General features: G+C 46.1%; 23 protein-coding genes, 1 tRNA gene and 2 pseudogenes. 13 read left to right on the forward strand and 13 right to left on the reverse strand.

Annotation, left to right across the window (positions count from 1 at the left end):
* Positions 1-61: 61 nt before the first annotated feature.
* Both AC53GJ_RS04145 and AC53GJ_RS04150 read left to right on the forward strand, forming a co-directional pair.
* Positions 62-643, forward strand: a complete 582-nt coding sequence (locus AC53GJ_RS04145) for a restriction endonuclease subunit S (protein ID WP_496731279.1) — start codon at positions 62-64, stop codon at positions 641-643.
* Positions 640-2019, forward strand: coding sequence for an HsdM family class I SAM-dependent methyltransferase (locus AC53GJ_RS04150; protein ID WP_496731280.1), 1380 nt, complete (start codon positions 640-642; stop codon positions 2017-2019). The genes AC53GJ_RS04145 and AC53GJ_RS04150 overlap by 4 nt, the downstream gene beginning before the upstream one ends.
* Positions 2020-2110: 91 nt before the next feature.
* On the opposite strand, the gene AC53GJ_RS04155 is transcribed toward AC53GJ_RS04150, so the two are convergent.
* From AC53GJ_RS04155 to AC53GJ_RS04180, 6 genes and pseudogenes are all read right to left on the reverse strand, one after another.
* A complete protein-coding gene (locus tag AC53GJ_RS04155) occupies positions 2111-3214 on the reverse strand; it encodes a DUF2971 domain-containing protein (RefSeq protein WP_496731281.1) in 1104 nt (367 codons plus the stop codon).
* Positions 3215-3564: 350 nt separating this feature from the next.
* Positions 3565-4251 (reverse strand): hypothetical protein, encoded by a 687-nt coding sequence (locus tag AC53GJ_RS04160; RefSeq protein WP_496731282.1) that lies wholly within the window; start codon positions 4249-4251, stop codon positions 3565-3567.
* Positions 4252-4403: 152 nt separating this feature from the next.
* Positions 4404-4631 (reverse strand): hypothetical protein, encoded by a 228-nt coding sequence (locus tag AC53GJ_RS04165; RefSeq protein WP_496731283.1) that lies wholly within the window; start codon positions 4629-4631, stop codon positions 4404-4406.
* A gap of 149 nt (positions 4632-4780) precedes the next feature.
* A complete protein-coding gene (locus AC53GJ_RS04170; protein WP_496731284.1) occupies positions 4781-5539 on the reverse strand; it encodes an RES family NAD+ phosphorylase in 759 nt (252 codons plus the stop codon).
* An 83-nt stretch (positions 5540-5622) separates the two neighbouring features.
* Positions 5623-5847: pseudogene (locus AC53GJ_RS04175) on the reverse strand (flagellin); the annotation flags it as partial.
* Positions 5848-6591: 744 nt separating this feature from the next.
* Positions 6592-6954: pseudogene (locus AC53GJ_RS04180) on the reverse strand (flagellin N-terminal helical domain-containing protein); the annotation flags it as partial.
* A 255-nt stretch (positions 6955-7209) separates the two neighbouring features.
* On the opposite strand from AC53GJ_RS04180, the gene AC53GJ_RS04185 reads away from it, so the two are divergent.
* Positions 7210-7449, forward strand: a complete 240-nt coding sequence (locus AC53GJ_RS04185; RefSeq protein ID WP_496731285.1) for a helix-turn-helix domain-containing protein — start codon at positions 7210-7212, stop codon at positions 7447-7449.
* An 85-nt stretch (positions 7450-7534) separates the two neighbouring features.
* Here AC53GJ_RS04185 and AC53GJ_RS04190 read toward each other — a convergent pair whose 3' ends face one another.
* Positions 7535-8182 (reverse strand): response regulator, encoded by a 648-nt coding sequence (locus AC53GJ_RS04190; protein WP_496731286.1) that lies wholly within the window; start codon positions 8180-8182, stop codon positions 7535-7537.
* Positions 8183-8239: 57 nt separating this feature from the next.
* Here AC53GJ_RS04190 and AC53GJ_RS04195 point away from each other — a divergent pair, with 57 nt between their 5' ends.
* On the forward strand, positions 8240-9820 hold the full coding sequence (locus AC53GJ_RS04195; RefSeq protein ID WP_496731287.1) for an MASE1 domain-containing protein: 1581 nt from the start codon (positions 8240-8242) through the stop codon (positions 9818-9820).
* Here AC53GJ_RS04195 and AC53GJ_RS04200 read toward each other — a convergent pair.
* Both AC53GJ_RS04200 and AC53GJ_RS04205 read right to left on the reverse strand, forming a co-directional pair.
* Positions 9806-10060, reverse strand: coding sequence for a hypothetical protein (locus tag AC53GJ_RS04200; protein WP_496731288.1), 255 nt, complete (start codon positions 10058-10060; stop codon positions 9806-9808). The two genes, AC53GJ_RS04195 and AC53GJ_RS04200, sit on opposite strands and share 15 nt — an antisense overlap.
* Positions 10060-10701 (reverse strand): hypothetical protein, encoded by a 642-nt coding sequence (locus AC53GJ_RS04205; protein ID WP_496731289.1) that lies wholly within the window; start codon positions 10699-10701, stop codon positions 10060-10062. The genes AC53GJ_RS04200 and AC53GJ_RS04205 overlap by 1 nt, the downstream gene beginning before the upstream one ends.
* Before the next feature lie 156 nt (positions 10702-10857).
* Between AC53GJ_RS04205 and AC53GJ_RS04210 the strand changes: the two genes are divergently transcribed.
* The 6 genes from AC53GJ_RS04210 to AC53GJ_RS04235 all read left to right on the forward strand — a co-directional run bounded on the left by AC53GJ_RS04210 (position 10858) and on the right by AC53GJ_RS04235 (position 16552).
* Positions 10858-11820, forward strand: a complete 963-nt coding sequence (locus AC53GJ_RS04210; protein WP_496731290.1) for an endonuclease/exonuclease/phosphatase family protein — start codon at positions 10858-10860, stop codon at positions 11818-11820.
* A gap of 64 nt (positions 11821-11884) precedes the next feature.
* Complete coding sequence (locus AC53GJ_RS04215) at positions 11885-12085, forward strand: hypothetical protein (RefSeq protein WP_496731291.1); 201 nt, start codon at positions 11885-11887, stop codon at positions 12083-12085.
* A 40-nt stretch (positions 12086-12125) separates the two neighbouring features.
* Positions 12126-12527, forward strand: a complete 402-nt coding sequence (locus AC53GJ_RS04220; RefSeq protein ID WP_496731292.1) for a hypothetical protein — start codon at positions 12126-12128, stop codon at positions 12525-12527.
* Between the two features lie 142 nt (positions 12528-12669).
* Positions 12670-13844, forward strand: a protein-coding gene (locus AC53GJ_RS04225; RefSeq protein ID WP_496732760.1) for an IS3 family transposase whose coding sequence is annotated in 2 segments (ribosomal slippage) — positions 12670-12937 and positions 12937-13844 — 1176 coding nt in all. Because the reading frame shifts where the segments join, the coding sequence is not laid out codon by codon here.
* Between the two features lie 45 nt (positions 13845-13889).
* Complete coding sequence (locus tag AC53GJ_RS04230) at positions 13890-14726, forward strand: anti-phage phospholipase (RefSeq protein ID WP_496731293.1); 837 nt, start codon at positions 13890-13892, stop codon at positions 14724-14726.
* Between the two features lie 80 nt (positions 14727-14806).
* The gene (locus tag AC53GJ_RS04235; RefSeq protein ID WP_496731294.1) at positions 14807-16552 is read left to right on the forward strand and encodes an anti-phage protein; all 1746 of its coding nucleotides are present in this window, start codon (positions 14807-14809) and stop codon (positions 16550-16552) included.
* 53 nt (positions 16553-16605) lie between these two features.
* On the opposite strand, the gene AC53GJ_RS04240 is transcribed toward AC53GJ_RS04235, so the two are convergent.
* Positions 16606-16691, reverse strand: a tRNA-Leu gene (locus AC53GJ_RS04240).
* A 490-nt stretch (positions 16692-17181) separates the two neighbouring features.
* Between AC53GJ_RS04240 and AC53GJ_RS04245 the strand changes: the two genes are divergently transcribed.
* From AC53GJ_RS04245 to AC53GJ_RS04255, 3 genes are all read left to right on the forward strand, one after another.
* Positions 17182-18849 carry a sensor domain-containing diguanylate cyclase gene (locus tag AC53GJ_RS04245; protein WP_496731295.1) on the forward strand — a complete coding sequence of 556 codons (1668 nt, stop codon included), beginning with the start codon at positions 17182-17184 and terminating at the stop codon, positions 18847-18849.
* A 221-nt stretch (positions 18850-19070) separates the two neighbouring features.
* A complete protein-coding gene (locus AC53GJ_RS04250) occupies positions 19071-19568 on the forward strand; it encodes an RDD family protein (RefSeq protein WP_496731296.1) in 498 nt (165 codons plus the stop codon).
* A 157-nt stretch (positions 19569-19725) separates the two neighbouring features.
* Positions 19726-20070 (forward strand): hypothetical protein, encoded by a 345-nt coding sequence (locus tag AC53GJ_RS04255; RefSeq protein ID WP_496731297.1) that lies wholly within the window; start codon positions 19726-19728, stop codon positions 20068-20070.
* Between the two features lie 342 nt (positions 20071-20412).
* On the opposite strand, the gene AC53GJ_RS04260 is transcribed toward AC53GJ_RS04255, so the two are convergent.
* The 3 genes from AC53GJ_RS04260 to AC53GJ_RS04270 form a co-directional block, all read right to left on the reverse strand.
* The gene (locus AC53GJ_RS04260) at positions 20413-21903 is read right to left on the reverse strand and encodes an efflux transporter outer membrane subunit (RefSeq protein ID WP_496731298.1); all 1491 of its coding nucleotides are present in this window, start codon (positions 21901-21903) and stop codon (positions 20413-20415) included.
* Positions 21896-25072 carry an efflux RND transporter permease subunit gene (locus AC53GJ_RS04265; protein ID WP_496731299.1) on the reverse strand — a complete coding sequence of 1059 codons (3177 nt, stop codon included), beginning with the start codon at positions 25070-25072 and terminating at the stop codon, positions 21896-21898. Before AC53GJ_RS04265 ends, AC53GJ_RS04260 begins: the two co-directional genes overlap by 8 nt.
* Before the next feature lie 128 nt (positions 25073-25200).
* Positions 25201-26445 (reverse strand): efflux RND transporter periplasmic adaptor subunit, encoded by a 1245-nt coding sequence (locus AC53GJ_RS04270; protein WP_496731300.1) that lies wholly within the window; start codon positions 26443-26445, stop codon positions 25201-25203.
* Positions 26446-26779: the final 334 nt, after the last annotated feature.

Consider the following 26779-nt stretch of genomic DNA (forward strand, 5'->3'; position numbering starts at 1 on the left):
AACACAACGACTTACACCTTAAACATTAACTCGAGAGTTAACCAATAGGTATTAGATACAGATGCGTCAACTAGTTGAGCTAGCTGATATCACTGACGTAATCCTAGGTCAGACTTTCCGCTCTAGAGCGGAGTCTGATCTAGACTTAGGTGTCAGATTGATACAGATTAAAGACATTCAAGCAGAATCTATAAGCTTAGTATCGGGTCTTCCTTTTGCCGATATTGATGTTTACGGTCTTAAAATTAAATTGCAGAGCGGGGATATTTTGGTTCCTCTGCGAGGCTCTAGATTTGACGTGGCAATTTTCGAACCTGAATCAATAACTCCAGTAACTACTTTAAACCAAGTAGCAATTATAAGATGTAATGTAAACGTTGTACTCCCAAAATTTTTGTTTCGCTTATTAAACACAAACCACTACAAAGAAAATATCTCTAAGCTAGCAACAGGAACAGTTCAAAAGGCTATAAAAAAAACAGACTTAGAGAAATTGAGAGTAAACATACCGTCGATAAAAGAACAACAAAGAATTATTGAGGTATCGGAAAACTGGCAGCAGCAAAAGGACATCATCCACAAGATAATAGAAAATGGTAATATAATAAATGATATAGCCATACTAGGACAAAAAAATCAATGACAACAGCCCAAGACGAATTATTCAAAAAGGTATTTGGTGCAATCAACAAAGCACTAAAATCACATCTATCTGAAAAATCACTAAAACAATTACTGTTCATTCTTGCCATTCACGTATCAGAAAGAAAAAAAGAAAATGGAAATCGGATAAAATTTTGTAGAGAAATAGAAAATAGTAACAAAGAAGAAATAGATTCAAACATTAACCACGCAAAAATTTTTGAAGACTTATCAAACCTCCTAGAGGATGCAGATAGATATAAAAACAAGTATATAATACTGTCAGAATTATTTGATGATGTAGATAAATCATTAGAAAGCATATTCTGTGATGAAGTATTCAATTATGGATTTGGGTTTCAAGACACTCTTCCCAAAATAATAGATCAATTCGCGTCCTACGATAAATTGAATCTTGCCCAGATGTGCACTCCATCATCAGTAGGCATACTCGTAGCTAAAATAGCCGATCCAAAAATTGGAGATTCTATCTACGACCCAGCTTGCGGTAGCGGTAGTTTTCTCGTTTCGTTAAAAAGATACCTGTGTGGCAATGATGATGTTCATTACGATGATCGAATAAGCCTCACAGGGTCGGATATAAATAAAAATGCGTTAGCAATTGCAAAATTGAACCTTTATATCCAAGGCTGCGAAGATGCTCACCTAAGGCATTGCAACTCATTGATCGATACCACATATGGCTCACCCTTTGACATTATTGTTTCCAACCCTCCATTCTCTATGAAACTAAGTCAATCTGACTTGGAGAATCTTACTCAACGCTTCAAAATTCCAGGCCGAGTTGCTAAGATAAACTCAGACTACTTTTTTATACTGCACACTTTGGATAATCTAAAGAAATCAGGAAAGGCGGCAATAATAGTTCCAACTGGAGTATTGTTTAGAGGTGGTCAAGAAAGAAATATACGAGAAGATATTGTACAGCGAGGAGTAATTGATTCAATCATCAGCTTACCACCTAGATTATTTCCTCACACCAATATACAAACACATATCTTAGTTTTAGACAAATCTCGTTTTAAACAAGAAATCCTCATGATAGATTTCGGAAAATTAAATACGAACAAAAAACAAAATGAACTGGACGCATACTCAATCGATGAGATACATCGTATTTTTAAAGATCGTCTCCAAGTTGTTGGAACCTCTCGCCTAGTTACTATTGACGAAATTAAGAATAGTAACTTCGATCTTCAACCTTACAACTACATTGAGATGGTTCAATCTGAGATTCAAAGAGACTCTGACCTCATGGATCTACCAAGCCTGCAAAGAAAGCAAGAGTTTTTATTTAACGAATTAGATAAACTTAGAACCCAGATGATTTCTTCTATAAAGGCCTTAGATTACTGATTTAAGAGACGACCTAGCCTCACCTGACAGACATTTTTGGAAATCTCATTAATGTCATCGCCTTAAATTTGGGGGAAGGTCAACACCAACGTTAGCTAGAACTGCTAAGTATATTGAGACCGTGCAATAAATTTTTTAACTTGTCACCTTCGAATGGCGAGAACATAGGATTCTCACCTAGACATGAAACCTGGGATGCTTTACTAATCTCAATATTTCCGCTGTTATTCAAAATAGTGTTTAGCGAAAAGAATGGTTCCCGTCCTCTATGATAGCGATTATCATGAAGAATGAACTCAACTTCACTCTGATACTCCGCTTTAACTCGGGGCCCAAATATCACTCCAGCTATAAGGCTGGCATCATGATATAGAATTCGCTTGCGATCTGTTGTTTTTAGCTTTGTCGCCCTATGGGAGGCACCCGCCATTATATGGGTGTTTAACTTTGTAAATGTAAAAGATCTCAGCTCACCCTCGTATTTCCAGAAAGAATTTTTCTGCAAAAAAGTTAATTCAGCCTTATCTTTCCCAGATGTCACGCACTCTAAAATAGGGATTAATTTATTAGAATCCACATAATCAACAGGCTTCAGTTTATAGCTATACACATTTTTAGAAAAAGGATTATGAGACAATAAGAACTCATTGTTTTTTGATGCGTAGATAACTACGCACCCATTGAAACCCTCTGCATAGTGGGCCCACATCATTGAATTAAGGGCGTCTTTCGAAAATGAAACACTATAGAACTCATGATTGATAGCTCTACTCAGAAGCTCGGTCAATATTATTTTACATTGCTCTACCCTAGCTGCTGGACTATTTAATTCATTTTCCTTTTTAAGCAAGGCGCTTTCAAATGCAGCGATAATCTGTCCACTGCAGAGGTCAAGCACCCCTTTAAGAGAGCCGAAGCTATCAATGGAGGTGATTTCCCTACCTTTAAAAATATCATTGAGACTACCAGCGAGAAACTTGCACTCCGTATTTACTATTTCTGACAAACTCCAAGAACTGCTGATCCCTTGGATATTTAAAATTCTCCCCCAAAGTTCTGGATTATCTTCAAAATAGTATATAGCTTTCAAGTCATTCGGATCATTTAGCTCATGATTTGCCGCAAAATAGAGCTCGTTATATCTTATGGCCTTGTCAAAGTACAAATTTGGCCTGTAATACTTAAATACATACATTTAGCTATCCTAATTTCCTTGATTATTCGAGCAGGAAGATTTCTCTTCAGGTTTTTAAGCCGAGCGTATACAGTTGCAAAACTACAATATAGAATTTTAACCAGTATATCGCAGCCCTGATAAATAGCCGAGCGCGACGCAACCCACCCTCGAATAGAATAATATTACTCAATAATTAAATTTTTCAAATACATGATGAAAACAGACCCTAGCGCATTTTCATATTTTCTCACATCAATATTTCAGAACGTGACACATCAAACGAAATTAATATTTTTGTTCTGAAGTGGAAATTACACTTTAATAACTATTAAAGTGCTTTATTAGACCCCAAATGTTAACTAGCAGACCTAACGCGCTCTTCCACCGCTGTATGGTTTTGTATTATATCTTTTCAAATTAGAACCTCTACCAAAGAATATATTGTCAGCCCTAGGAATGTTATCATCTCTAGTCGCCTCTATGTTCTCCATTAGTTTTTCATTGACTTTCTCTAAGCGCTCAACTTTATCATGAAGAATTTCATTCTCTTGCTCTAGAACAGTCAATTTATTTCGATCCTGAGCCAAAATATTTATTTCAACTTTGCAGTTCTCTACTTTCTGCTTCAAAACTTTTATTTCTTCTTGAAGGCTAATATTGTCTTTACTTAACTTGGTTGACGGCACAATTTGACTTGATAGATATTCTATCTTTTTTTGAGCACTTTCTAGCTCTAATGAAAGTTCAGCAGCGCGTTGTTGATTTTCGACTAACATTTTGTTACCTGACCGAAGCTTCCTATTATCTGATTTCAGCGCTTTAACAACATCAACGATTTCAGCTAAATACTCATCTAAGAAATCCCTTTGTTCAATCAACCGTCTCAGCGTTGTAGGTTTAACTTCCACGGTTCTAACTGTTCGCCCCAAGCTCTTTTCTTCAACTATGGCATGGAAGTTTATTGATGAAAGGAAATCTAAAGACCTTGGCAGCTGCATTTTTCTTGGGCCAAAATCCTTCTTTATAAAACGCTTTACAATTTTTGAAGATCCCATTTTAAATCCTTTTTTATCAATGCACTTTAATGTTTGTTAACGTGCATTTTGTGGCTCATTTCAGCTCAAAATCATTGATTAACATGCGTTTGGACAGTTTCTGTAATTAACGTGCGTTTTAAGCTATGAAATCTGCATTAAAGTGCGTTTAGTCAGTGCTGACGACTTGAATATTCTCGGGTGTATTTAAGAACAGGGTCTGCACGCTCAGCAACACGGGATTGTTGATTCAGAGAGACTTGCTCAGTAAGTAGCGTCAGAACTCGCTCTAATTCCTCTTGTAGCAACTGATTATGTGCTTCAAGGGTCTGAATATACTCAACAGTATCTTTGTGACCAGCCTCGCGCAATGCCCGTAAGGCTAAATCATGATCTGGCATTAGAACACCTCCCTGTCGCCATGGTAACTGCGTCCTGCAGAACCCAATTATCACTGGCACTCATACTTTAGCTTAAACTGTACTCCAACGTGCATCATCTGGACTATTTTCTGAACTTCAAAGCAATACCCTTGCCAAGGGATGATTTGCTACATCAATTGATGTTTTTTAAATTTATATTCTACATCTTCAATGACATAGCCACTGACTTCTAAGCAGGTTGCCGCATTAACATCAAACAAGGCAGTGTTTACACCTTCGCTATGCAAAACGCTCTTGTACTCTAAACCATCTAGCCCTCGGTCTTTAAATGCCTCGGAGATATATTGGCTCGCTAGATAGGCATACTTGTCGTTACTATGTGCTGGTACAGAGAAATATAGTGCTTTTAATACAAGCCCATTAATGAGCGAATTGACTTCGCTTAGAGTTTCAGGTGTCTCAATAGTATCAACTGTCACAGCACTGCTTAGTTGGTCTCTAAAGTTAAACGAAACCACCTTCACTTGTCTTGTCATCTTAAAGATTCCAACGGATATTTCAGCTTTTTTCCAAGGACGAACTTCCGCAATAGCCGTTGCTGGGCTATCTGCTAAATAAAGATATGGAATACCTTCCGGATTTATACGACCGGGCGCAGCATTTCCTTTTGGGGGCGCGCCCATTTCGCTATGGTTGAAAAGCTTATAACTTCCAGCATCTGCGATTCTTGCCCGATAAAAAACAGTATCTTTTTCGATGATCTTTGTACCATATTCAATTTGTCTATCGACAAACATGTCTATCCGAAATTTCAGATGCTGGGGCAGAGAAAATCGCCCTCTATGCCTTAAGTGTTCTGAAACCTCCAGATATAAGTTTTGTAACTCTGATGGTAAGGCAATTGATCCAAATGGCTCTTCTATCACTGCTATTTCCCCAACAAGTAAACTAAAATATTATTGTTCAATTTCGTAAGATTTTTGCAACTTTCTGAACGGATAGACAGGAATTATCCACTGAGTAGGCTAAGCGCTAATGATGGCCGCTGATTCGCCTGCGCCAACACCGTTGAACTGGCCTGATTGAGAATTTGGCGCTTGGTCAGTTCGGCAGTCTCTACAGCATAATCTGCGTCCCTGATTCGGCTTCTGGCTGCTTGAAGATTTTCACCCACATTAGAAATGTTCCTGATGGTGGATTGGAAACGGTTCTGAGTCGCTCCCAGCTTTGCTCTTGCATCGCCGAGCAGGGCTATCGCATCGTCAATAATGGCGACGTTGGTTTCAAAGATGGTCTCTTCTTCCTCGGCTTCTATTTCAAACCAAGGAAGACCCACTTGTTCAGGAGACATACCAGTGATCGAACTTATCTCGGCTTGAATGGCTTTGGCTGAAAGGTAGTCAGGGGCTTCACCTGCGATACGAAAGCGCAGGTTTAAGTCCCCAACTGTTTTAATCGAATGGTCCGTCCAATCAATACTAACCTGTCTTACCCCAGCTACAAACGGCTGTCCTGCAGTGCCAGCAGAGTACCCTAGTGCGATAACAAAATTCTGCAGATTTATGTCCACTGCACCATCAGGACCAAAGAAATCATCGCCAAACGTATATTGCCCTGGAATTACCGGAGTCGGAGCAAATGGATTTCCTGTTGCGCCATCTTCGACTGCAACAAAAGGTGAGCCATTCACACTAACCTGAAGCCCCTGTATAGCACCAGCCTTGGGCGGAGATGGTATGGTAAAAGTAGTACCGCTCTTATTCAGAATGCCATTTCGCGTTGATGCACTAATCCCATCGCTTCCATCGACCACTACTTCAGACAACAACAGCGACTCTGCGGTATAGCCTCCCTCTCGATCTAAATTCACGGGAATAGTCTGGTTAGCATCAGCTCCCACCTGAAAATTCCGCCTTAAGGTTCCGTCCAGTAACTTGATACCAGCAAACTCCGTTGAGTTGGCTATGCGGGTAAATTCCTTTTTAAGCTCATCAAGTTCGGTCTGAATGGCCGTTTTATCACTGACATTGTAAGCACCATTTTTGGATTGCAGCACCAGTACCCGCATACGCTGCGCGATGTTCGTCATTTCATCAAACGCACCTTCTGCAACTTGCGTCATCGAAATACCGTCATTGGCATTTCGTACCCCCTGCTCATAGCCATTAATCTGCGCTGTCAGCCGATTAGAGATTTGCAAACCTGCAGCATCATCTGCAGCAGAATTAATTCGAAAGCCAGACGACAATCGCTGAAAGGCTGTATCTAGTCCAGTCGTGTTCATATTCATGAAACGTCTGGCATTGAGTGAAGAAATGTTTGTGTTGACGACAAGTGACATCGCAAAAGTCCCTTAGCAAAAGAGGATTATAATCCTCATTTAGTTTGCTTACTTATCGTCAGGAAACGAAGAGACTTTAATTATTTTTGGAGAGCATCATGAATTTATCTTCATGAAATAAAATGGAAATTTGTTGCCGCCGAGAGAGTGGGCAAAGCGATTCCGTATCCGCATCTATTTTATAAATGCGGATTATAATCCGTGGCAGTAAAAGCTGCAAAACTGGATAGTTCACCTGTACAAAACAGGTGGTGAATGAGCAACTTACTTATCCAGTTCGGACAGAACATCAAAGCAAAGCGTAAAAGCTTGGGTATATCCCAGGACGACCTTGCTCATCTGGCGGATGTGGACAGAAGCTATGTAGGCCGCATTGAACGCGGCGAAGCCAATATCTCACTCGACATGCTCTATAAGCTGGCGGCAACTTTACAGTGCTCACCGTTAGAGCTGTTGCCAGAACCTGCTCAAAACACGAACTCAGCTATAGAGTAACGTCACAGCGAAGTGGCGGCTTCAGCCTTTTTCTCACATTCTCTAAGAAATATTCCGAGTCTGATTTTCAGGCTATGAGGTATATCTATGGCATGAGGTTTTGAATGCTAATGAGCTTATGTTTCAAGGCAAAACGAACTAACTCGAAGTCCGTTGTCATGCCGAGTTTTGCTAAAAGGTTGGTACGGTGGGAATGAATGGTTTTTACTGCGACATCAAGCACTTTAGATGCGCCTTTAATGCCAATACCTGTTGCCAGTAACATGAAAAGCTCATGCTCTCTTGGGGTCAACTCTTTAAAGCCGGTGTTATCAAGTCCTTTGTTCGTCAAAGAGATATTTTTTAACACATCACTGCTGAAGTAATTTTGATTCTCTTCAATCCCTTGCATTGCATTCAGCAGTTCGTCGGCCACTTTACGTTTAGATAAGTAAGCACTGATACCCACATCAAGGCACTGTGCAACATAAGGGTTAGTGTCATACATAGACACCACAATGTATTTTGCATCGGGTCGACTGATTTTAAGTGACTTAATCAGCTCCGGAGCTGTGGTGTCAGGTAGAGCAAAATCGATGATGGCGATATCAAAGGGCTTATCGGCAAGCCGCAGAGTTTCAGCACCATTGCCACACTCGTAAGCTACTGTAAAATCAGCAGAAGACTCAAGCAGTTGACGGATGCCAGAGCGAACAATAGGGTGGTCATCCACCAGTAGTACAGAAAGCGCCATAACGGTAAGACAGTCCTTGTGAAGCCGATAGTGGCGACTTTAACAAAAGAGATACTGATGCAAAAGGAATTCCTGTTTAGTCACAGACTATTGCGCGAAATACTGCGACATCTTGCTGTATTTGTTGGGTATGCGCTGTTGTTTGTCGCGCTTTATGCGCTGTCGAAAAACTTCTTCACGCATAAAGGCTGGTCTACATGGTTTATGCCAACAGGGGCACGACTAGCGCTTTTACTGATTTTGCCATGGCGTTACTGGCCAACTTTACTCTTCACTGAGTTTTTATGTAACCGAGGCATTACCCACTATTACGGTAATGTACCTCCAGAGCTGGGTTATGCGTTATTGAAGTGGGCCACCACTCGGGCGCTTTATGTCTTGCCTGTGATTTGGCTAAAAACCAAGTTCCAGAGTATTGACCTTGCAAAACCCGCCTACATTTTGGCAATGCTCGGTACTTTAGTTTTTCAGGCCATGGTGAACGCCACTGACTTGGTGTACTTTTCAACTTTTTACCAGAACATTCCGGCTACACAAAAACTAGAAATGTGGCTTTCTTTTGCCATGGGAAGCAGTATCGGCATGCTATTGGTTGCGCCATTGATGGCAGGTATTTACCAGCTCACACAAGAACAGAACACCAAAACACGTACACCTCTTCTGCCACCTGTTTTAATGCTTGGTGTTGGGTTAGCGGGTCTTTACCAACTATTGCATGGTGAGCCGGGGTCGATGTATCTGCTGATTGCACTGTGCCTGATCCCAATGATGTATTTTGCTTATCGTTTCGGCTGGTTGGGTTCTGTACTGTCATTGTTCGCGCTCAACCTCTTTGTGGGAGTTTCGCTTTACGGCCAGTCTGGTACGCTCACCATGCAACAGGTTCAGGTGTTTGTGCTAATGATGAATGCAGTTGGCCTCTACTTTGGTGCGTTAATGTCAACTCAGCACCAGCTGAACTCGGAACTGTGCCGTAGCCTTGAATACCAACAAGAACTTACGGCCCATAACTTGCGCTTGGCAGAGAAGTTCTCAACCCTGCAAGAAGATGAACGCAAACGGGTTTCCGATGAACTACATGATGATTTAGGCCAGAGCATTACCGCATTAAAGCTGCAAATCACTCTGCTTGCAAAGCAAGTAACCACTGACTCACAGCGTAATAGCATCACACAAATTACCCATGGTATAGAGCAGTTGTACGAATCGGTTTATCGCATGATGCACAGCCTGCGGCCTCGGCTTCTGGAAGTGTATGGCTTGAGGGGGGCACTGATCCAAGGAGCACTGCCAGCCATGCTGGAACATGCCAACATTCACTACCAATACTCTGTGCCTGATGAAGTGGACTCGTTACCTGAGCATTTAAAAATTCTGCTGTTCCGGATTGCACAGGAAGCCCTAACCAACATCGTCAAACACAGTAAAGCCAACCAATGCTGGTTAGTCATCGAGTTAAATCCGCGCTTAGTTCGCATTGAAGTGAAGGATAATGGCACGAACACAACCCAAGGTATATCCGGTGGTTTTGGGCTGGCTAACTTACAGGACAGAGTAAGTGCCTACTCCGGTACACTGAGCTTTACACAGCAAGAGGGGGCTACGCTGGTTGCGTTACTTCCTCTACCCCAACAATAACAATAAGCTGCCATCGCCTAACTGCTGCCAGTCACGAACACTGGCAGCATCCAGATACAGCTTAATTTTGTTTGTGGTTTGCTCAGGTGAGTTGGCAAGGTCGCGTTGTAAGTACTCAGAAATCAGCACCATACGCACTGGCACAGTCTCAACCAGAAAAGTCCAGTGGCCAAGCAAAGTGACAACAGCCTCGGGATAATACAGACTCAGTGCATCCTTACACCGACTGGCGATATCCATTAATTATCCTGAAACGAATAAACCGAGGGTAAATAGATTTCCTGACCCGCCTTATGCTTTTGCTCAGCAAAATCAAAGAAGCCTTTGATACTGACACCATAAACTTTCTGGGCATTAAACTGTGGCACCAGCTTGTCTATAAAGTCCTCGCTCAGGTTATGGGCATAACGGATCAGCTGTAAGTCCGCCTCATCCCCATGCTGAAAGTACAGCTTAATAAAGGTGTGCATCTGCGACAGACGAAACACAACTTTCATAATGCCAGGCTGCCAGAACCTGAAATCCATGTTTGGGTCGTTCGACAGCTCATAGTCAAACTCCCGACTGCCACGCCAAGGGATACAGTGGATCTCAAAACCCTGTGGGGTAAACACCTTATAAATAGAAATACGTGGCTTGTTCGGGCAATCGATATGCCCAAGTCCGTCATCCCGACCGCCTAACAACTTCGCATTCCAATTGTTCTTGTTGGTCAGAATATCCAGTGAGTTATCAAAACCATACTTAAACATACCCTCGGCCATGCCAAGGGACGTTGCGACAGAATGGTAAAAAGCAGGAATGTTGCCAAAGGTCAGCTTGCGTTTTAGCCGGTTAATCTCGCGTAACCGGCTGTCCAGTAAATCAGTATCCTCGACCATAGCCCAATCCGTTAGTGACAATCTTGGGCATGGTAGAAGCTTAAACAGCTATTTGCATGGGAAAGATTCTTAGGCCTGTCTAAATGAACAATACTCATCATTGCAAATTTACCATTGTCGTCTATTGTTTTTCTGAACATAAAACAGGGACGAATTATGGACTACTCCAACGTGTCGTCAGATATGGCTGGTCGTTTGAAACTTTTGATTGAACGGATAGATGAATCAAAAATCCCAGCATCTAAGCTTGATGTCAGTCTTAATATTGCGACTTGGAATATTAGGGATTTTGGGAAAAAGCCGCGCACCGATGACGCCATTTTATTTATCGCACAAATATTCTATCAATTTGATTTAATTGCAATTACTGAATTACGTAACGACCTGCTTGAACTAAAAAGAGTGCTGCAACGCTTAGGGCCGAACTGGAAGTTTGTGATGAGCGACTGGCAAGCTGATTTTGGAGGAAACTGGGAACGCACTGCATATCTATATGACGAGCGTATGGTGACTTTTACTGGCTTAGCCGCAGAAGCGCAGCCAAATAGGAAAAAAGTCGGTTCCGAGTACATTAGCGAACAGTCATGGTGGAGATCACCTTACATTGCTTCATTTCAAGCAGGCAGCTTTGACTTCATCATGGTCGCTATGCACGCCAGATGGGGAGACGAGGCTGGTCGTCTCAAAGAACTACAAAGCTTCGGTGATTGGATTTCCAGTCGATGGGACGATAGTGCAGATAAAGTTTTTGATCAGGACATTATCGTTGTTGGGGATTTTAATATACCCAAAATTGGCGATGAATTTTACAAAGCATTGACCGTAAACAGTAAGTTGAAAATGCCAAAAGCCCTTGAGGGCATTCATGACACAGCAGTTAGCCCTGGGCATAAACGATACGATCAAATACTCCACAGAGCCAAAGGGGCTTTTAGCTATTCAGGCAAAGGCGGGGTTATAGACTTTTCAAGCGGCGATCTGATGAAAGCTCTGTTTAAAGGTACAGATGTTCCAACGAAGAAACTGACTTGGCAGCTTAGTGATCATTTCCCGCTATGGGTTCAGATCAAAACTGATAATGATGTCGCCAGACTAGATAGCATTATCAAACGGGGTTAGTTGTCCTCAGTAATCTAACGAGTCTGATTACTAATTAAGTTCATAACAACAGGAAGAGACAATTATGGAACATGTAAAAAAAGCAATCGCTGCGGCATATGAAGCTCATATCGCAAGCATCTACAAAGTTTTGTCACAGGCGATTCTGACAGCACAAGGAGATCAAAACGAAATCACAGCCGCAGAAGACCGTTTTAAGAAAGGACTTGAACATGCAGCTGTTGTCAGGAGCAAGGCACTTTCGATAGCGGGTATTAATGAGTAACCATTTTTAACTGGTATGCAATTCGATGGAGGCTCTCAAGATGCAAGATGACACACCGACTCTGGATAAGGTTCGCACTATGCTTGCGGATTATGAACGAGGTTATCGGCGCTCAGCATGGCGCTGGAAGGTTGGATATAGGACTCTTCTAGTTGTGTCTGCAATATTAAGTACGGGTGCAGCTGTCATAGGTAAATTGGATTTTTTTAAAACTGATGGCAGCGACATTGCAGCGATTCTTGCAGCACTAGCAGCGGTCATTACTACTTTAATTGCAGCACTTGATTTTGAAGTCAATTGGAGAATAAATCGAAGGTCACGACACGAAGTAGATGTCATTGCATTAGAGGCGGAAAAATCAACAGCTGAGCCGGATAAACTGTTATCGCAGTTGCAAGAAATTGTTAGGCGAAGAAATGATGATTTGAATAAACAAGACTGACACAACAAGCATTGTTAGTACCCGTCACTCATTTGCTCTAATAAGAGAGTTGATACAGGGTATCTGTATTGTAGTGGCACACTGAATTTGGCCACCTGATTAGAGGTGTTATGCTATACCTCGTAAGCAATTAGGTGACATGATGAACAAAAAGACAAGACCTACTTTTAGCCCAGAATTTCGTCTGGAATGTGCCCAACTGGTGCTCGACCAAGGTTACTCGGTTGCTAAAGCAGCGGCAGCGATGAATGTTGGTAAATCCACCATGGATAAATGGGTTCGGCAGTTGCGTGAAGAGCGCTCAGGCATCACGCCCAAAGCCACACCGATGACGCCAGACCAACTTAAAATTCGCGAATTAGAGAAGCGAATCAAACAGATAGAGCTGGAAAAAGAAATCCTAAAAAAGGCTACAGCTCTCTTGATGTCGGACTCGCTGAACAATTCACGATAATTGCTCAGCTCAAGCAGAGTTATGCCGTGGCGCAGTTGTGCCGGGTGTTTGAAGTCCATCGCAGCAGCTTTAAGTATTGGAAAAAGCCCAAGGCGATTCAGCCAGAGCAGGTTGTTCGGCTAAGCAAAGTCCGTGAGCTGTTTGATGCCAGCAATGGCTCCGCAGGCTCTCGCAGCATTGCAACGATGGCAAGCACTCAGGGTGTTAAAATGAGCCGATACCTGGCGGCTAAATGCATGGAAAAACTAGGGTTTATCAGCTGCCAGCAACCGGCGCATTCATATAAAAAGACAGGCAGTGAACGGATTGATATCCCAAACTTGCTGGCGCGCCAGTTTGCCGTAACCAAACCAAATCAGGTGTGGTGTGGCGATGTGACCTACATCTGGACAGGCAACCGCTGGGCTTACTTAGCTGTAGTGATGGATTTATTTGCAAGAAAACCAATTGGTTGGGCCATGTCGTTCTCGCCTGACAGTGAATTAACCGGCAAGGCGCTTAGTCATGCGTTTGAATCCAGAGGTCGGCCTGAAGGAGTGATGTTCCATTCAGACCAAGGCAGCCATTACACCAGTACCAAGTTCCGGCAATTGCTGTGGCGCTTTCAAATTCGGCAAAGCATGAGTCGTCGTGGTAATTGCTGGGACAATAGCCCGATGGAGCGCTTCTTCAGAAGCTTAAAGACAGAATGGGTTCCGACCGTAGGTTACAGCTCATTTGCTCAAGCAGAACGAGAGATACTGAATTACATGCTGGGCTATTACAGCCAGCTCAGGCCACATCACTATAACGGTGGTTTGGCTCCGAATGAATCCGAGCGCAGGTACTGGCTTGGCTACAACGATGTGGCCAAAATTAGTTGACCACTACACTTCTACACATTAGGAGTTCTGAAAGAGATCGAGGCAATGCTAGGTTGCCCTCTATATAAGCGTTTCGACCTTATCTACGGAACAAGTACTGGAGCAATCATCGCCTCGCTCATTGCTCTTGGTTTTGAAATAGATCAGATACATGAGTTGTATAAGAAACATGTCCCATCGATTATGTCATGCCTCACAAAAAAGGGAAGAACAGCAGCTTTAGCGACTTTAGCTAACAATGTATTCGAGCAAAAGACATTTGCTGATGTGAAAACTGATTTAGGTATTGTTGCGGCAAAATGGATGTCTGAGCGCCCGATGATTTTTAAAAGTAATGTTAGGCAATCTCATGGCATGAAGGCAACTTTTGTCCCAGGATTTGGAGTATCAATTGCAGATGCAGTACAAGCCTCATGCTCAGCCTATCCGTTTTTTGAAAGAAAATTTGTAACTACGTCAATTGGAGACACCATTGAACTGGTTGATGGAGGTTATTGTGCAAATAACCCAACACTTTTCGCTATAGCTGATTCAACAAAAGGATTTGGAAAAAAACACTGTGACTTACGTGTCGTCAATATAGGCGTGGGTGTCTACCCAACACCAAAGAAGCCTCTAGTAAGTTTAGTCAAAAAAATTCCCTTCAATAGCATTGACCTATTGCAAAAGACTCTCGAAATCAACACTCAATCAATGGATCAATTAAGGACAGTCCTTTTTCCAGATGTGGCAACGATAAGAATAAGTGACACTTTTGAAAGGCCGGAAATGGCAACAGATCTACTTGAGAACAATCTGAAAAAACTCAACATTCTTAGGCAGCGGGGGCGTGAATCTTTTGCATCAAGAGAAAGCCAACTAAGATCATTTTTACTTGAGTAAGAACTCAACATCAGTAAGTCACAGTATGCATCAAATTAACTGATTTAGGCGCAAGGTAATTTAAGGGTTTCATTTAAAATATGACTAGACGTTACATTGATCTCTTTATGTGGGGATACCAAGAGCATTTCCAGCTTAATATCAAGTTGCTCACTAGGGATGTACTCAGAACATTAGGGGCTGATGCCGAAATAGATGTCTTACTTGTTGGAGCTAGAAAGGAAGATAACCACCTAAAGAATCCAGTATGTATAGAACCAGAAAAAGGGAAATGGCGTCTATCACTATTTGATGGCCTATTGGAGGATATTCAATCAAAATATGAAAACCATGATTTGAAAAATATGTTCTACGGCGATGAAGCTAGCATGCGTGACAAGCCGGAAGTGATGAAACGAGATTCAGTGCGTAGCAGTGTATTAGAAAAATTACAGAATCATGACATAACACATAATGTCACTTCTTTTTGTGGTGATGTTTGGCCTGTTGGTGATTACTATGTAGCTACAGTTATCCAAGTTTCAAACACTATTTTTATACAGTATCCATCGCTATCCACTAAACCACGGGTCGATAGAAGGCAAGCAACGGGCTACGCGAGCCTTATTCATTCATCAATATATGCTATTCTTCGCGAAGCAACTGCCGAACTGAAAAGTCCTGAACCTGGGCGTTTCATAATGAATGGAATGAGAAGTGTTGCTGAACTGATCCGTATTGCGGCCAAGGATTTCATGCATACTCCTGGCATCGCAATTGAGCAACGGTATATTTATACTGATATGTACGAACGACTAAATGTCATTTCTTCCTTAATGTACGAAGGGACAAAGGGTCTTGGTCGTATGTTACTCGTAAATCCAGATAATCCATCAGTTTCGTTTTTAATAAGACTCGCCCAACCTGTCCCCTTTGAGGAGCATAGATGGGTCAGAAAAATCCTACAGATGGCGACAACGGACGTGAGCATCATAGCGGATAGTCGGAAAATTTATGGTCTTGGTCGCTTAGTGCAATCTCATGACGCAAGCTTGCAAGACGCATTTACAGTTGATTTCCTTGATCATTACTATTGGGAAATTCGTTGCGGAAACAATATATTACTTCGTTGCCGCTATGGAGAGCCCAAACTGGCACAAGAGCCTTTCAATAAGTCAGCCTTTGTAGCGAATTACAAACGCTTATTCCCTAAATCTTCTGAATTGGACGCTCTCAATATGTGGGATATGCTGAACCATCAGTTAAGTCTTGCTCATGGGAGTATGATTGTTATTGCAGAAGACGCCGCCGACGAAGCCAGCAGATTAATCAGACAAGGATCTCAAATAGTTCCAACAAAACTAACCGAAGAACTTTTGCATCGTGTTAGTGGTATCGATGGAACTATTTTGCTTGACAGCCATGGAGTGTGTCATGCAATAGGCGTCATTCTTGATGGCACAGCTAATAATGACTGCACTCCATCAAGGGGCTCTCGCTATAACTCAGCAGTACGATATGTTAAGCAGGGAAACAAAAAAAGATTAGCTATTGTGATTTCAGAGGATAGAACAGCCGATATCATTCCTAAGCTACGACCATTAATTAGTCGGTCACTAGTTGAAAAAAATATTATCGCTTTGGAAACGGCTACAGAAGACAACTATCACGAGCCAAGGAACTGGCTGGATAACCACCGTTTTTACATCACCCCTGAATATTGCATTCGGATAAACGCTGCACTAGACCGCCTCGACAATTTACCTAGAGAAGTGGGGTTAATTTATTTACTGACGGAACGTTTTGTACCAAATACTGAGATGGAGGAAAGCTACTTCGTAGATTAGTAAGATTTAATCTCTAAGCTTTTGAATTTTCAATAAAATGACTTAAAGGATATTGGTGCCTAGGGTCGGACTCGAACCGACACGATTATTCATCGGCGGATTTTGAATCCGCTGCGTCTACCGATTTCGCCACCTAGGCATAGGGGACATGCTCTAAAACTTTGCAAATCTTTGCATCAGATTCGCATTTTTAATAACTCATGAACTGTAGACGTTTCAATGAGTTATGTCTACCACTTTTCAGACGCTTTGCATTTTGAATCCGCTGCGTCTACCGATTTCTCCACCTAGGCATAGGGGGAGTGTGAAAGTAAACAGATGGCATTATACAAAGCTTCGGCAGCTCTGCAAGTAAAAAATCAATCGCACCAATCAATTGCGCGTTTTTTCAGCGATATGCAGGTGGCAGGCGATGGTTAATGATTGGGGTTAGAGCTGAATCTGCGTTGCTGGCTTTGGTGTGGTTCGAAAATAGGGTGGTATTGGCCACGGTTGCGCTGGCAACTGACTGATAATTTTTGTTTGTATCGGTCTGCCAGCTTGAACAATCGCAAGCTGTACTTGAAAAAACCGACTGAACATGCGATTACATTGCTCTGATGTTTAAAGCTGAATGTGCGCGGTAATCCATGCAGTTAAATAGTATCCATGTTCGTCTGACGGCTTGCTTTGGTGGCTTGTTGCTGATCCTCAGTCTGGCGCTGACCTTATATCTGGATCGGGTGGCGTCGGCGGCGCTAACCAAAGCCAGTGGTCAATCTTTGCTTGATGTTGGCAATTCTGCCGCTTTGCTGCTTGCCAGAACTATGAACGAACGGGAACGGGAAATTGGGTTGCTGAGTCAGAGTGATTTGCTGACGCAAGCCAATATTGACTATGCCGCTGTCCAGAGCTGGCTGGATAAAATTAAACAGTCTTATCAATTTTATGCCTGGCTCGGGTTGGCGGCACCGGATGGCACAGTACTGGCAGCTTCCGATGGTTTATTGTTGCAGCAGAATGTGGCGCAACGGCCCTGGTTTGTGCACGGCCTGCGTGGTCCTTTTGTCGGTGATGTGCATGAGGCGGTGTTGCTAGCGAATTTGTTAGGCCAACCGCAGACCGATGAGCCGCTGCGTTTTATTGATTTTGCTGCGCCTGTCTATGACCAGCAACAACAGCTGCGCGCCGTTATTGCCTCACATGTGCATTGGTCCTGGGTTGAAGATGTACTGAAAAAATCACTGGCGGCCGAGCATTCTTCCCGTGGGGTGGAAGCCTTTATTCTGGCGGGGCAGCATTGGTTATATCCACAGCAACATATCGGCACTTTAGCTGTGCCCACGGATTTACCTGAACCAGGTCGGTTTGGTCTGGTCAGTTGGCAAAACGGTGAGTTATTTCTCAGCAGCCGGGTGCAGGTGACCGCCAATACCAGCAATGAACTGGGCTGGCAACTGGTGCTGCGACAACCCATCACTGCAGCCTTATTACCGCTGACTCAGTTGCAGCAGCAACTGATGTTGGTGTGTGTGCTGGTGATGTTGCTTGGGATGGTGCTGGCCTACCGGCTGGCGTTTCAGTTTAGCCGGCCGGTGGCGCAACTGGTGCAAACGGCCGGGCAGATGAACGCAGGTTCGGAGCAAGATGCCTTTCGCAGTCAAAGTTCGTTAGCTGAAGTGCAGCAGCTTGGGGATGCGCTTAATAATATGATGCTGACGCTGGCAGAAAAACGCCAGGCATTACAAGCTGCCAATGCCAATCTGGAGCAGCAGGTACAGCAGCGTACTGCTGATTTAGTCTTAGCAAACAATACATTACGCGATATTGCCCGGCAGGATCCATTAACCGGCATTGCCAACCGGCGGGCGGCAGATGAGCGGCTGCATGAGGAGTTTATGCGGTTAAAAAGAGCAGAAATCGGTTATGCCTTGTTGCTGTTAGATATAGACCGTTTTAAATCTATCAATGATACCTTTGGGCATGAAGTGGGCGACGACGTGCTGAAGTTTGTGGCGCTGCAATTACAAAGTCAGCTGCGCTCAACCGACTTTGTCGCCAGGTTTGGCGGTGAAGAGTTTATTGTCGTGTTGCCACTGGTGGATGAAAAAGGCGCCCGGCAATTCGCGACACAGCTCTGCACTGCGCTGGCCAGTTGTCAGGTGCCGGTGGTTGGCCAGGTCACGGCCAGTATTGGTGGTGCTATGGCACAGGTGACAGACGCTGCCGTTGAAACCGCATTGCGGGCGGCCGATGCGGCTATGTATCAGGCGAAACAAACCGGCCGCAACCGGGTGGTGTTTGCCCCCGGATGCTAACAAAGCCAGTTGGTGAGGGCTGGGCTGAATTTGCCTGCTGTAGTCAGTACAGGCTCTGGCCGCGTTATGGTGTCAGCGCTTTGCCGTGCATTCTTCTATCCACAGTGCTATGCCTGGTTCTGGGCACTGTCCTACGCCTAGTTCCGGGCACTGCCCTTGACACAGTCCTATGGTAAACTGCGTTTTATTGTCGTTCTGGCTGATTGTTAACGAGAAAAGTTATGTTTAGTGATGCTCCGCGTGCAGGTTTAGTCCGTCGTCTGGCTGCTATTGTGTATGATTCGCTGATTGTGGTAGCGCTATTGATGTTTGCCATGACGCTGGCGCTGGCCGCAGTGGGCGGACTGGTGAGTGTTGGGCTGATTTCACTGCAGGGTTATCAGGATAGTGCTGATTATATTCAGCACCATGCGCTATGGTTTCAGGGTTATTTGTTGCTGTGGCTGTTTTGGTTTTATCTGTATTTCTGGTGCAAAGCTGGTCAGACGCTGGGCATGCGCGCCTGGCGATTATTGTTGTTACAACAAAATGGTCAGCCGGTGACCTGGCGCCAGGCGTTGCTGCGGGCGCTGACCTCGTTATTTGGCCTTGGTAATCTCTGGCTCTGGATCCGGTTTGGCAAAGGGCTGGCGTTGCAGGATCAGTTGTCGGGCACTCAGGTGGTGTTGCTGAGTAAAGAACAAAGCCGGGCGCTGAATTTACATCGCCAGGCAAAATAAGCTTTCATACGACCCGTTGACCCATGCCGCTCAACCAGCTCCGACGCTGGTCAGGCGGCATCGCGGCAGCCATTTTCCTGTTTTCCCACCAATTTTTCTCAAGCTCTGGCGATCCTGACCGATACAGTCTGCATGTGTTATTTGTCAGAGTTTGATCATGTCAGAACATCAGCGCCTGCAGCTTATCCGTGAAATTGGTCTCAGGTTACAAGAATTACAGTTGATCCACCGGCAGGGTGAGGGCTCTTATGCCGGACTGGCGCTTAGTTATTTATTTGCGCTTTATCAACAGCCGAAGCCAGTTGGACTGCCATTGCAGCAATTATTACAGCAGTTGGCCGAGTTAGTGGTCAGGGCCAATGACTGGCCGCACAGCCGGTTAACGGCCGATTCAGTGCTGGATTATTTTTGTCATAAGTTTGAAGTGTCTGGCCATTACCGCACCCATCCGGCTTACCGGTTGGCCAATTTGAAACCGGCATTACGTTTGCAAAGTGCTTAGTTGATGTTTGATTGATGGCGGACTGCCCCGACGCTTCGCGCCGTGTCGAGTCCGCCCTACGGTGGAATTGTTGCGTCGCCGTATCGAGTCCGCCCTACGGTGCTTTTGTCTCACGTGCTGACATGATAACTGCAGAAAAAAAGCACCGTGCGACCAGCGCACGGTGAAAAAAAGGGCATATCAAGTGAACCTGCTTTGGCTGCAAAGTGGCAGCGAAGGACAAGGTCGCATTCGCTTTGCAGTCAGGCCTGATATTGATTACTCGATATGCCCCGGCAGGAACTGTGTGCCCTTACAGGAACTGTATGCCCCGGCAGGAACTGTCTGCCCTTACAGGCACTGTTAACGCTGCGCCAGCACCTCCGTTTTACCCGCTGCTGTGCCCACAACGGCGGTTGGGTTTCCCAACTGACCGGCAAAACTGCGGTAAATATCCACCAGCCGGCTGAAATTCTGCTGAGTCAGCCTGGCTTGTTGATCCCGGGCGGCTAGCAGCTCACGCTGTGCATCCAATAATTCCAGAAAATCGGCATGACCGGCCTGAAATCTGGCAGTCGCCAGCTGGACCGCTTGTTCGGTGGCTTGCAGTTGTTGCTGTTGCAATAATTGCTGGCGACGGCTTAGGTTGTAGCTGTCCAGGCTCAATTGCATCTGCGCCAGCGCGTCTTGCACTGTTTGGCGAAATGCTGCCAGCGCCATTTGCTCGCTGGCTTTGGCGACGCTGATCCGGGCCTGCACTGAGCCCCAGTCAGCACCTTGCCAGTTCAGACTGGGCGCTACGGACCAGGCCTTTTGCGCGCTGCCAACAGAAAATTCCGGTGCTGCGATAAAGCCAAGAAAACCAGACAACGACAAGGACGGATACAGATCGGCGGTGGCGACCCCAATATCAGCCACAGCTGCAGCCAGCCGCCGTTCGGCCATGGCGACATCAGGCCGGTATTGCAAACTGGCGCTGACATCGGCCAGCGCCTGCGGCGCGGCCAGTGCCGGTAGTGGCAACGACTGTTGCAGTTGCAGGCTGTCGGCCGATTGCCCCAGCAGCGCTGCTAAGGTCAGCTCGGCGCGCCGTTTGGCCAGCACAAAATCGGGCAGGGTGCTTTCCAACTGATAACGCTGCGCCTGCACTCTGGAAAGCTCCAGATCCGAGGCCATACCGGCGTCCCGTCTGGCTTTGACCAGCTCACTGATTTGCGCCAGATTCTGCAGGTTTTGCTCGGCGACACTCAGCCGTAAAGCCGCGCCGCGATAGTCGGCCAGGTTTTGCGCCACCTGTGCAATTAAACTCAGTTGCGCTTGTTGCCAGGCAAACCCGGCTTCATCGGCCCGGGCACTGGCAGCTTCGCTGGCGCGGCGTAATTTACCGGCTAAATCCAGATCCCAGCTCAGGCCAGTGCCGGTTTGCAACTGGCGACTGATGCTGCGTTGACCGCTGGCCGATACTTCGGCCGGAGTGGCATTGGCCTGATAACTGAGGCCAGGCTGCAGTTTTGGCCAGTGGTTATCGTCACTGTCGGTAAACACGGCATAAGCCCGCGCCACATTGGCCTCGGCGGCTGCCAGGCTTTGATTTTGCTCCAGCGCAGTGCCGATCAGGCGATTAAGTTCTTCGTCAGCAAAACCTTGCCACCACTGTGTCAGCGCTATTGCGCTGGCCGTATCGCTGCTGTTGACGTCAGCCAGGGCAGGCATCGACTGGCTGGCAGATAAGGTGGTCGGTTGTTGATAATCCGGACCCACAGTACAACCTGACAGTAGCAGTGCCAGACTCAGCGCACTGAGCGTCAATGGGCGTTGCAGCTGGCGCCGTCCGGCTTGAATTGGCTTAAACATGGCGTTGCTCCAGAGTTGGGTGGTTCGGATCGCTGTCAACTGGCTGGTTGCTGCCACGTTTGGCTAACAGGTAATAAAACAGCGGTGTTAAAATCAGACCAAACACTGTGACCCCAATCATGCCAGCAAAGACCGCCACCCCCATCGCCTGACGCATTTCCGCACCAGCGCCACTGGAGAACACCATAGGCACCACGCCCATAATAAAAGCGATCGACGTCATCAGGATCGGTCTTAACCTTAAACGGGCTGCTTCTAAAATCGCCGCCAGTGGTGCCATGCCATGATCTTGTTTTTCCTTGGCAAATTCGACCATCAGGATGGCGTTTTTGGTCGCGAGCCCCACCAGTACAATCAGGCCAATCTGGGTGAAGATATTGTTATCGCCGCCATAAATCAGCACGCCGCTGATGGCTGATAACAGCGTCATCGGCACAATCAGAATAATCGCCAGCGGTAAACTTAAACTCTCGTATTGAGCTGCCAGCACCATAAATACCAGCAGGATCACCAGCGGGAACACAATGTACTCGGCGTGACCGGCCAGAATTTGCTGATATGACAGTTCAGTCCACTCATAGGTCATGCCCTTGGGCAGGGTTTCAGCCAGAATCTGTTCAATCGCAGCCTGCGCTTCGCCGGTACTGAAACCTGCCGCCGGGCCACCATTAATCTCGGCAGTGGTGAAACCGTTGTAATGCATCACCCGATCCGGACCGGCGCTGTGGCTGACTTTGACAAAAGAACCCAGTGGGATCATGTCACCTTGTTGGTTAGCCACTTTTAAGCTGGTGATTTGCGATGGATCCTGCCTGAAGGCTTCATCCGCCTGCACATTGACCTGATAGGTGCGGCCAAACTGGTTAAAGTCATTGGCATAGCTGGTGCCTAAATAACCCTGCAGCGTCTGGAACAAGCTATCGAGCGATACGCCTTGTGCTTTGGCTTTGGTGCGATCGACGTCCACTTCCAGTTGCGGCACATTCACCTGATAGCTGGAGAATACGCCGGTCAGTGCCGGGGTTTGCCAGGCTTTCATCATCACTTGTTGCGTCACTTTGGCCAGTTCCGCATAACCTAAGTTAGCTCTGTCCTGAATTTGCAGCCTAAAACCGCCGATAGTGCCAAGCCCCTGCACCGGTGGTGGTGGGAAGATAGCAATATAAGCATCCTGAATAGCGGCAAATTTGGCATTCAAATCGGCCGCAATGGCATTGGCTGACAGTTCAGGCGAAGTGCGCTGGTCAAAGTCTTTTAGCGGGGTAAACAGAATGCCGCTGTTAGTGCTGTTGGTAAAACCGTTGATGCTCAGGCCCGGGAAAGCCACCGAGTTGGCCACGCCAGGATGCGCCAGTGCGATTTCAGACATCTGTTTAATCACAGCTTCAGTCCGTTCCAGTGAAGCCGCATCCGGCAATTGGGCAAAGGCCACCAGGTATTGTTTGTCCTGACCTGGTACATAACCGGTTGGGGTGTTGTGGAACAGACCAGCCGTTAGTACCAGCATGCCCAGATACATGATGCCGACCAGAGCGCCGAAACGGATGACTTTTCTGACCAACAAACCGTAACCATCAGAAGCACGCTGGAATAACCGGTTAAAAGGTCGGAATAACCAACCACCAAGGGCTTTGTCCATCAACCGGGTTAACCGGTCTTTCGGCGCATCATGGGCTTTTAACAACAGCGCCGACAGCGCCGGGCTTAACGTCAGCGAGTTGATGGCGGAAATAAAGGTCGAAATGGTGATGGTCAGGGCAAATTGTTTATAAAACTGGCCGGTCAGGCCTGTCATAAAGGCGGTTGGAATAAAGACTGCGGCCAGCACTAAGGTGGTCGCCACAATCGGGCCTGTCACTTCTTTCATCGCTTTTTGGGTGGCGGCCAGCGGCGATAAACCATCGGCGATGTTACGCTCGACGTTTTCGACCACGACTATGGCGTCATCCACCACAATACCAATCGCCAGCACCAGTCCAAATAAGCTCAGGGCGTTCAGTGAAAAGCCCATCAGATGCATAAAGGCAAAAGTACCCACCAAGGATACCGGCACCGCTACTAATGGAATAATAGAAGCGCGCCAGGTTTGCAGGAACAACACGACAACCAGCACCACCAGCAACACGGCTTCCAGCAACGTTTTTACCACAGCTTCAATAGAACCACGCACAAAGACTGTCGGGTCATACACGATGTCGTAACTTAAGCCTTGCGGGAAGCTTAACGACAGCTCGGCCATCTTCGCGCGGACATCATCGGAAATCTGAATGGCGTTGGAGCCTGATGCCTGAAATACCGGGATCGCCACCGCATCTTTATTATCCAGTAACGACTTCAGCGCATAAGTGCTGGCACCCAGTTCCAGCCGCGCGACATCTTTTAACCGGCTGATTTCGCCCTGGCTGCCAACTTTTATAATGATGTCTTCAAATTCGGCCACTGTACTGAGCCGGCCTTTGACATTGATCAGTAACTGAAAATCGCTGCTGCCTGATGGCTGCGCGCCCAGACTACCGGCGGCGGCTTGCTGGTTTTGCTCGCGAATGGCGGCGACTATGTCTTGCGGTGTTAATTGCAGCGCTGACACTTTGTGCGGATCTAACCAGACCCGCAGGCTGTATTCACCGGCGCCAAATAACCGTACCGCACCGACGCCTTTGATCCGCGCCAGTTCATCTTTGACGTTTTGTGCCGCATAGTTTGACAGATACAACATGTCATAACGGTTATCTGGCGAGGTTAAATGCACCACCATGGTTAAATCCGGTGAGGATTTTTCGGTGACAATCCCCAGCCGCTGTACTTCTTGTGGCAGCCTTGGTTTGGCGCGGTCGACCCGGCTTTGCACCTGGGTTTGTGCCCGATCCACGTCAGTACCGATGGCAAAAGTAATGGTTAGTGTCATCCGGCCATCTGAAGTGGCCTGAGATGACATATACAGCATGTTTTCCACGCCGTTAATTTCCTGCTCCAATGGCGAAGCCACAGTATCAGCAATAACTTTAGGATTTGCACCCGGATAATTGGCAGTGACCACCACCGTGGGCGGTACCACTTCCGGATATTCAGTGATTGGCAGTTGCCAGACTGCGATAGCGCCGCTGATCATAAACAGCAGCGATAGCACAGCGGCAAAAATCGGCCTTTTAATAAAAAATTGTGACAGCATACGGGGTCCTTCAGAGCCTGTTTTTTGTATGAAGTTGTCCCAGCTACCGCTGTGCGGCAGCTTAGGTTGTTCCTGCTTGGTTGGCATGATGGCGCTGCTGGGTCACAGCCGCGCGCACTTTGTTTTGGTTAGCCGCGCTTCTCTGCACTGGTGGTCAGAGGTTGGGCCGCTGTGACCGCATCACTGTCCAGCGCTTGCTGTAATTGCCGCAGTTGGCTCAGTTGATCCGGCTTCGCCATTTCCACTGGATTCGGCGTGATGTGCATGGTCGGACGTACCCGTTGTAACCCGTTAACCACAATCCGATCATTGGCTTTTAAACCCGAGGTAATCACCCGCAGTCCACCAATTTTTTCGCCCAGCGTCACCGGCTGATAGTGCAGTTGCTGTTTGTCATCCAGCAACAGCACAAATTTGTTATTCAGATCAGTGCCAATGGCTTTGTCATCAATCAGAATACCATCGTAGCTGGCGCTGCCCGCCAGTTTTAATCTGGCAAATAAACCCGGGATCAGGCGGTTTTGTGGATCTTGAAATACGGCACGGGCGCGGATGGTGCCGGTTTGCGGGTTGACACTGTTATCCAGGAAATCCAGTTCACCGCGAAAGCGGAATTCCTGATCTGAACTCAGCGCCATCAGCACCGGGCTGTTGCTGCTGCGGCTGTCAGCGCGTTGGCCGGCGGCAGCCAGAGCGACGTATTTCAGATAGGTTTGTTCATCAGCGTCAAAATAGGCGTACATCTGATTGGTCGAGACAATCGAAGTCAACTGACTTTGACCAGCCTGCACAAAGTTACCGGCGGTGATCAACGCATTGGAGACCCGGCCGCTGATAGGCGAGCGGACTTCAGTATGTGACAGATCCAACTGAGCTTTCACCAGCGCCGCCTGCACACTGGCCACTTCTGCACTGGCCTGGTCAAAACGGGCACGGCGGGCATCCAGCAGCTCTTCGGCAATGGCTTTTTGACCGCGCAGTTTTTCCGCCCGGCGTAAATCGCTTTGCGCCAGTTGTTGCTGACTGCGGGCATTTTGTAACTGTGCACTCAGTCGGTTCACTTCGGCGACAAAAGCGCGGTTATCAATTTGAAACAATAAATCGCCGGCTTTGACCAGCGCCCCTTCACTGAATAAGACTTTGTCCAGATAACCAGACACCCGTGGCATCAGCGCCACAGTTTCCGGTGCCTGTAACCGGCCGGTGAACTCATCTGATTCAGTAATTTTTTGTTGCACTACAGTGGCAACATCAACAGTTAGCGCGCCGGGTGCTTGGGCTGCAGTGGCGGCTTCAGGCTGGCCACAAGCGGTCAGCACCAGGGCGGCTATACTGGCGAGTAAAAAACTTCTGACAGGGTATTTGTTGCTCATGGCAAGTTCCTTTTTTGGCTAAACTTACAGCAATCAATGATTATTGCTGTGTTATGTACCGATTGGTATTTTGTACTGGTCGGTAAATATATAGAAAGTTAGCCGGCAGTCAATCTTTTTTTGTACTGACTGGTAAAAAAGTAAATAACTTTTTTCAGCGCTTTTTATCTTTTAGTGATAACGCTGGTAAGTCGTGAGAACCTGCCTGGTTTAAGTCACTGAAATGTCACTTTATCCGCCAGCTCACTGGACAGAGCAGTTGACAGTTGGTATCTATTTTGTACCGCTTGGTAAGTATCTCGGACTTTACAAGGCTTGCAAAGCTGATTACTCT

Source organism: Rheinheimera sp. B2H12 (assembly GCF_059620065.1).

Bases quoted from the DNA above. Each gene is read 5' to 3' on its own strand.
- AC53GJ_RS04220 (WP_496731292.1), top strand. From the start codon at position 12,126: ATGCAAGATGACACACCGACTCTGGATAAGGTTCGCACTATGCTTGCG.
- AC53GJ_RS04145 (WP_496731279.1), top strand. From the start codon at position 62: ATGCGTCAACTAGTTGAGCTAGCTGATATCACTGACGTAATCCTAGGT.
- AC53GJ_RS04245 (WP_496731295.1), top strand. From the start codon at position 17,182: ATGCAGTTAAATAGTATCCATGTTCGTCTGACGGCTTGCTTTGGTGGC.
- AC53GJ_RS04200 (WP_496731288.1), bottom strand. From the start codon at position 10,060: ATGGATATCGCCAGTCGGTGTAAGGATGCACTGAGTCTGTATTATCCC.
- AC53GJ_RS04215 (WP_496731291.1), top strand. From the start codon at position 11,885: ATGGAACATGTAAAAAAAGCAATCGCTGCGGCATATGAAGCTCATATC.
- AC53GJ_RS04255 (WP_496731297.1), top strand. From the start codon at position 19,726: ATGTCAGAACATCAGCGCCTGCAGCTTATCCGTGAAATTGGTCTCAGG.
- AC53GJ_RS04260 (WP_496731298.1), bottom strand. From the start codon at position 21,903: ATGTTTAAGCCAATTCAAGCCGGACGGCGCCAGCTGCAACGCCCATTG.
- AC53GJ_RS04160 (WP_496731282.1), bottom strand. From the start codon at position 4,251: ATGGGATCTTCAAAAATTGTAAAGCGTTTTATAAAGAAGGATTTTGGC.
- AC53GJ_RS04165 (WP_496731283.1), bottom strand. From the start codon at position 4,631: ATGCCAGATCATGATTTAGCCTTACGGGCATTGCGCGAGGCTGGTCAC.
- AC53GJ_RS04150 (WP_496731280.1), top strand. From the start codon at position 640: ATGACAACAGCCCAAGACGAATTATTCAAAAAGGTATTTGGTGCAATC.
- AC53GJ_RS04270 (WP_496731300.1), bottom strand. From the start codon at position 26,445: ATGAGCAACAAATACCCTGTCAGAAGTTTTTTACTCGCCAGTATAGCC.
- AC53GJ_RS04235 (WP_496731294.1), top strand. From the start codon at position 14,807: ATGACTAGACGTTACATTGATCTCTTTATGTGGGGATACCAAGAGCAT.
- AC53GJ_RS04190 (WP_496731286.1), bottom strand. From the start codon at position 8,182: ATGGCGCTTTCTGTACTACTGGTGGATGACCACCCTATTGTTCGCTCT.
- AC53GJ_RS04210 (WP_496731290.1), top strand. From the start codon at position 10,858: ATGGACTACTCCAACGTGTCGTCAGATATGGCTGGTCGTTTGAAACTT.
- AC53GJ_RS04205 (WP_496731289.1), bottom strand. From the start codon at position 10,701: ATGGTCGAGGATACTGATTTACTGGACAGCCGGTTACGCGAGATTAAC.
- AC53GJ_RS04230 (WP_496731293.1), top strand. From the start codon at position 13,890: ATGCTAGGTTGCCCTCTATATAAGCGTTTCGACCTTATCTACGGAACA.
- AC53GJ_RS04265 (WP_496731299.1), bottom strand. From the start codon at position 25,072: ATGCTGTCACAATTTTTTATTAAAAGGCCGATTTTTGCCGCTGTGCTA.
- AC53GJ_RS04250 (WP_496731296.1), top strand. From the start codon at position 19,071: ATGTTTAGTGATGCTCCGCGTGCAGGTTTAGTCCGTCGTCTGGCTGCT.
- AC53GJ_RS04195 (WP_496731287.1), top strand. From the start codon at position 8,240: ATGCAAAAGGAATTCCTGTTTAGTCACAGACTATTGCGCGAAATACTG.
- AC53GJ_RS04185 (WP_496731285.1), top strand. From the start codon at position 7,210: ATGAGCAACTTACTTATCCAGTTCGGACAGAACATCAAAGCAAAGCGT.
- AC53GJ_RS04155 (WP_496731281.1), bottom strand. From the start codon at position 3,214: ATGTATGTATTTAAGTATTACAGGCCAAATTTGTACTTTGACAAGGCC.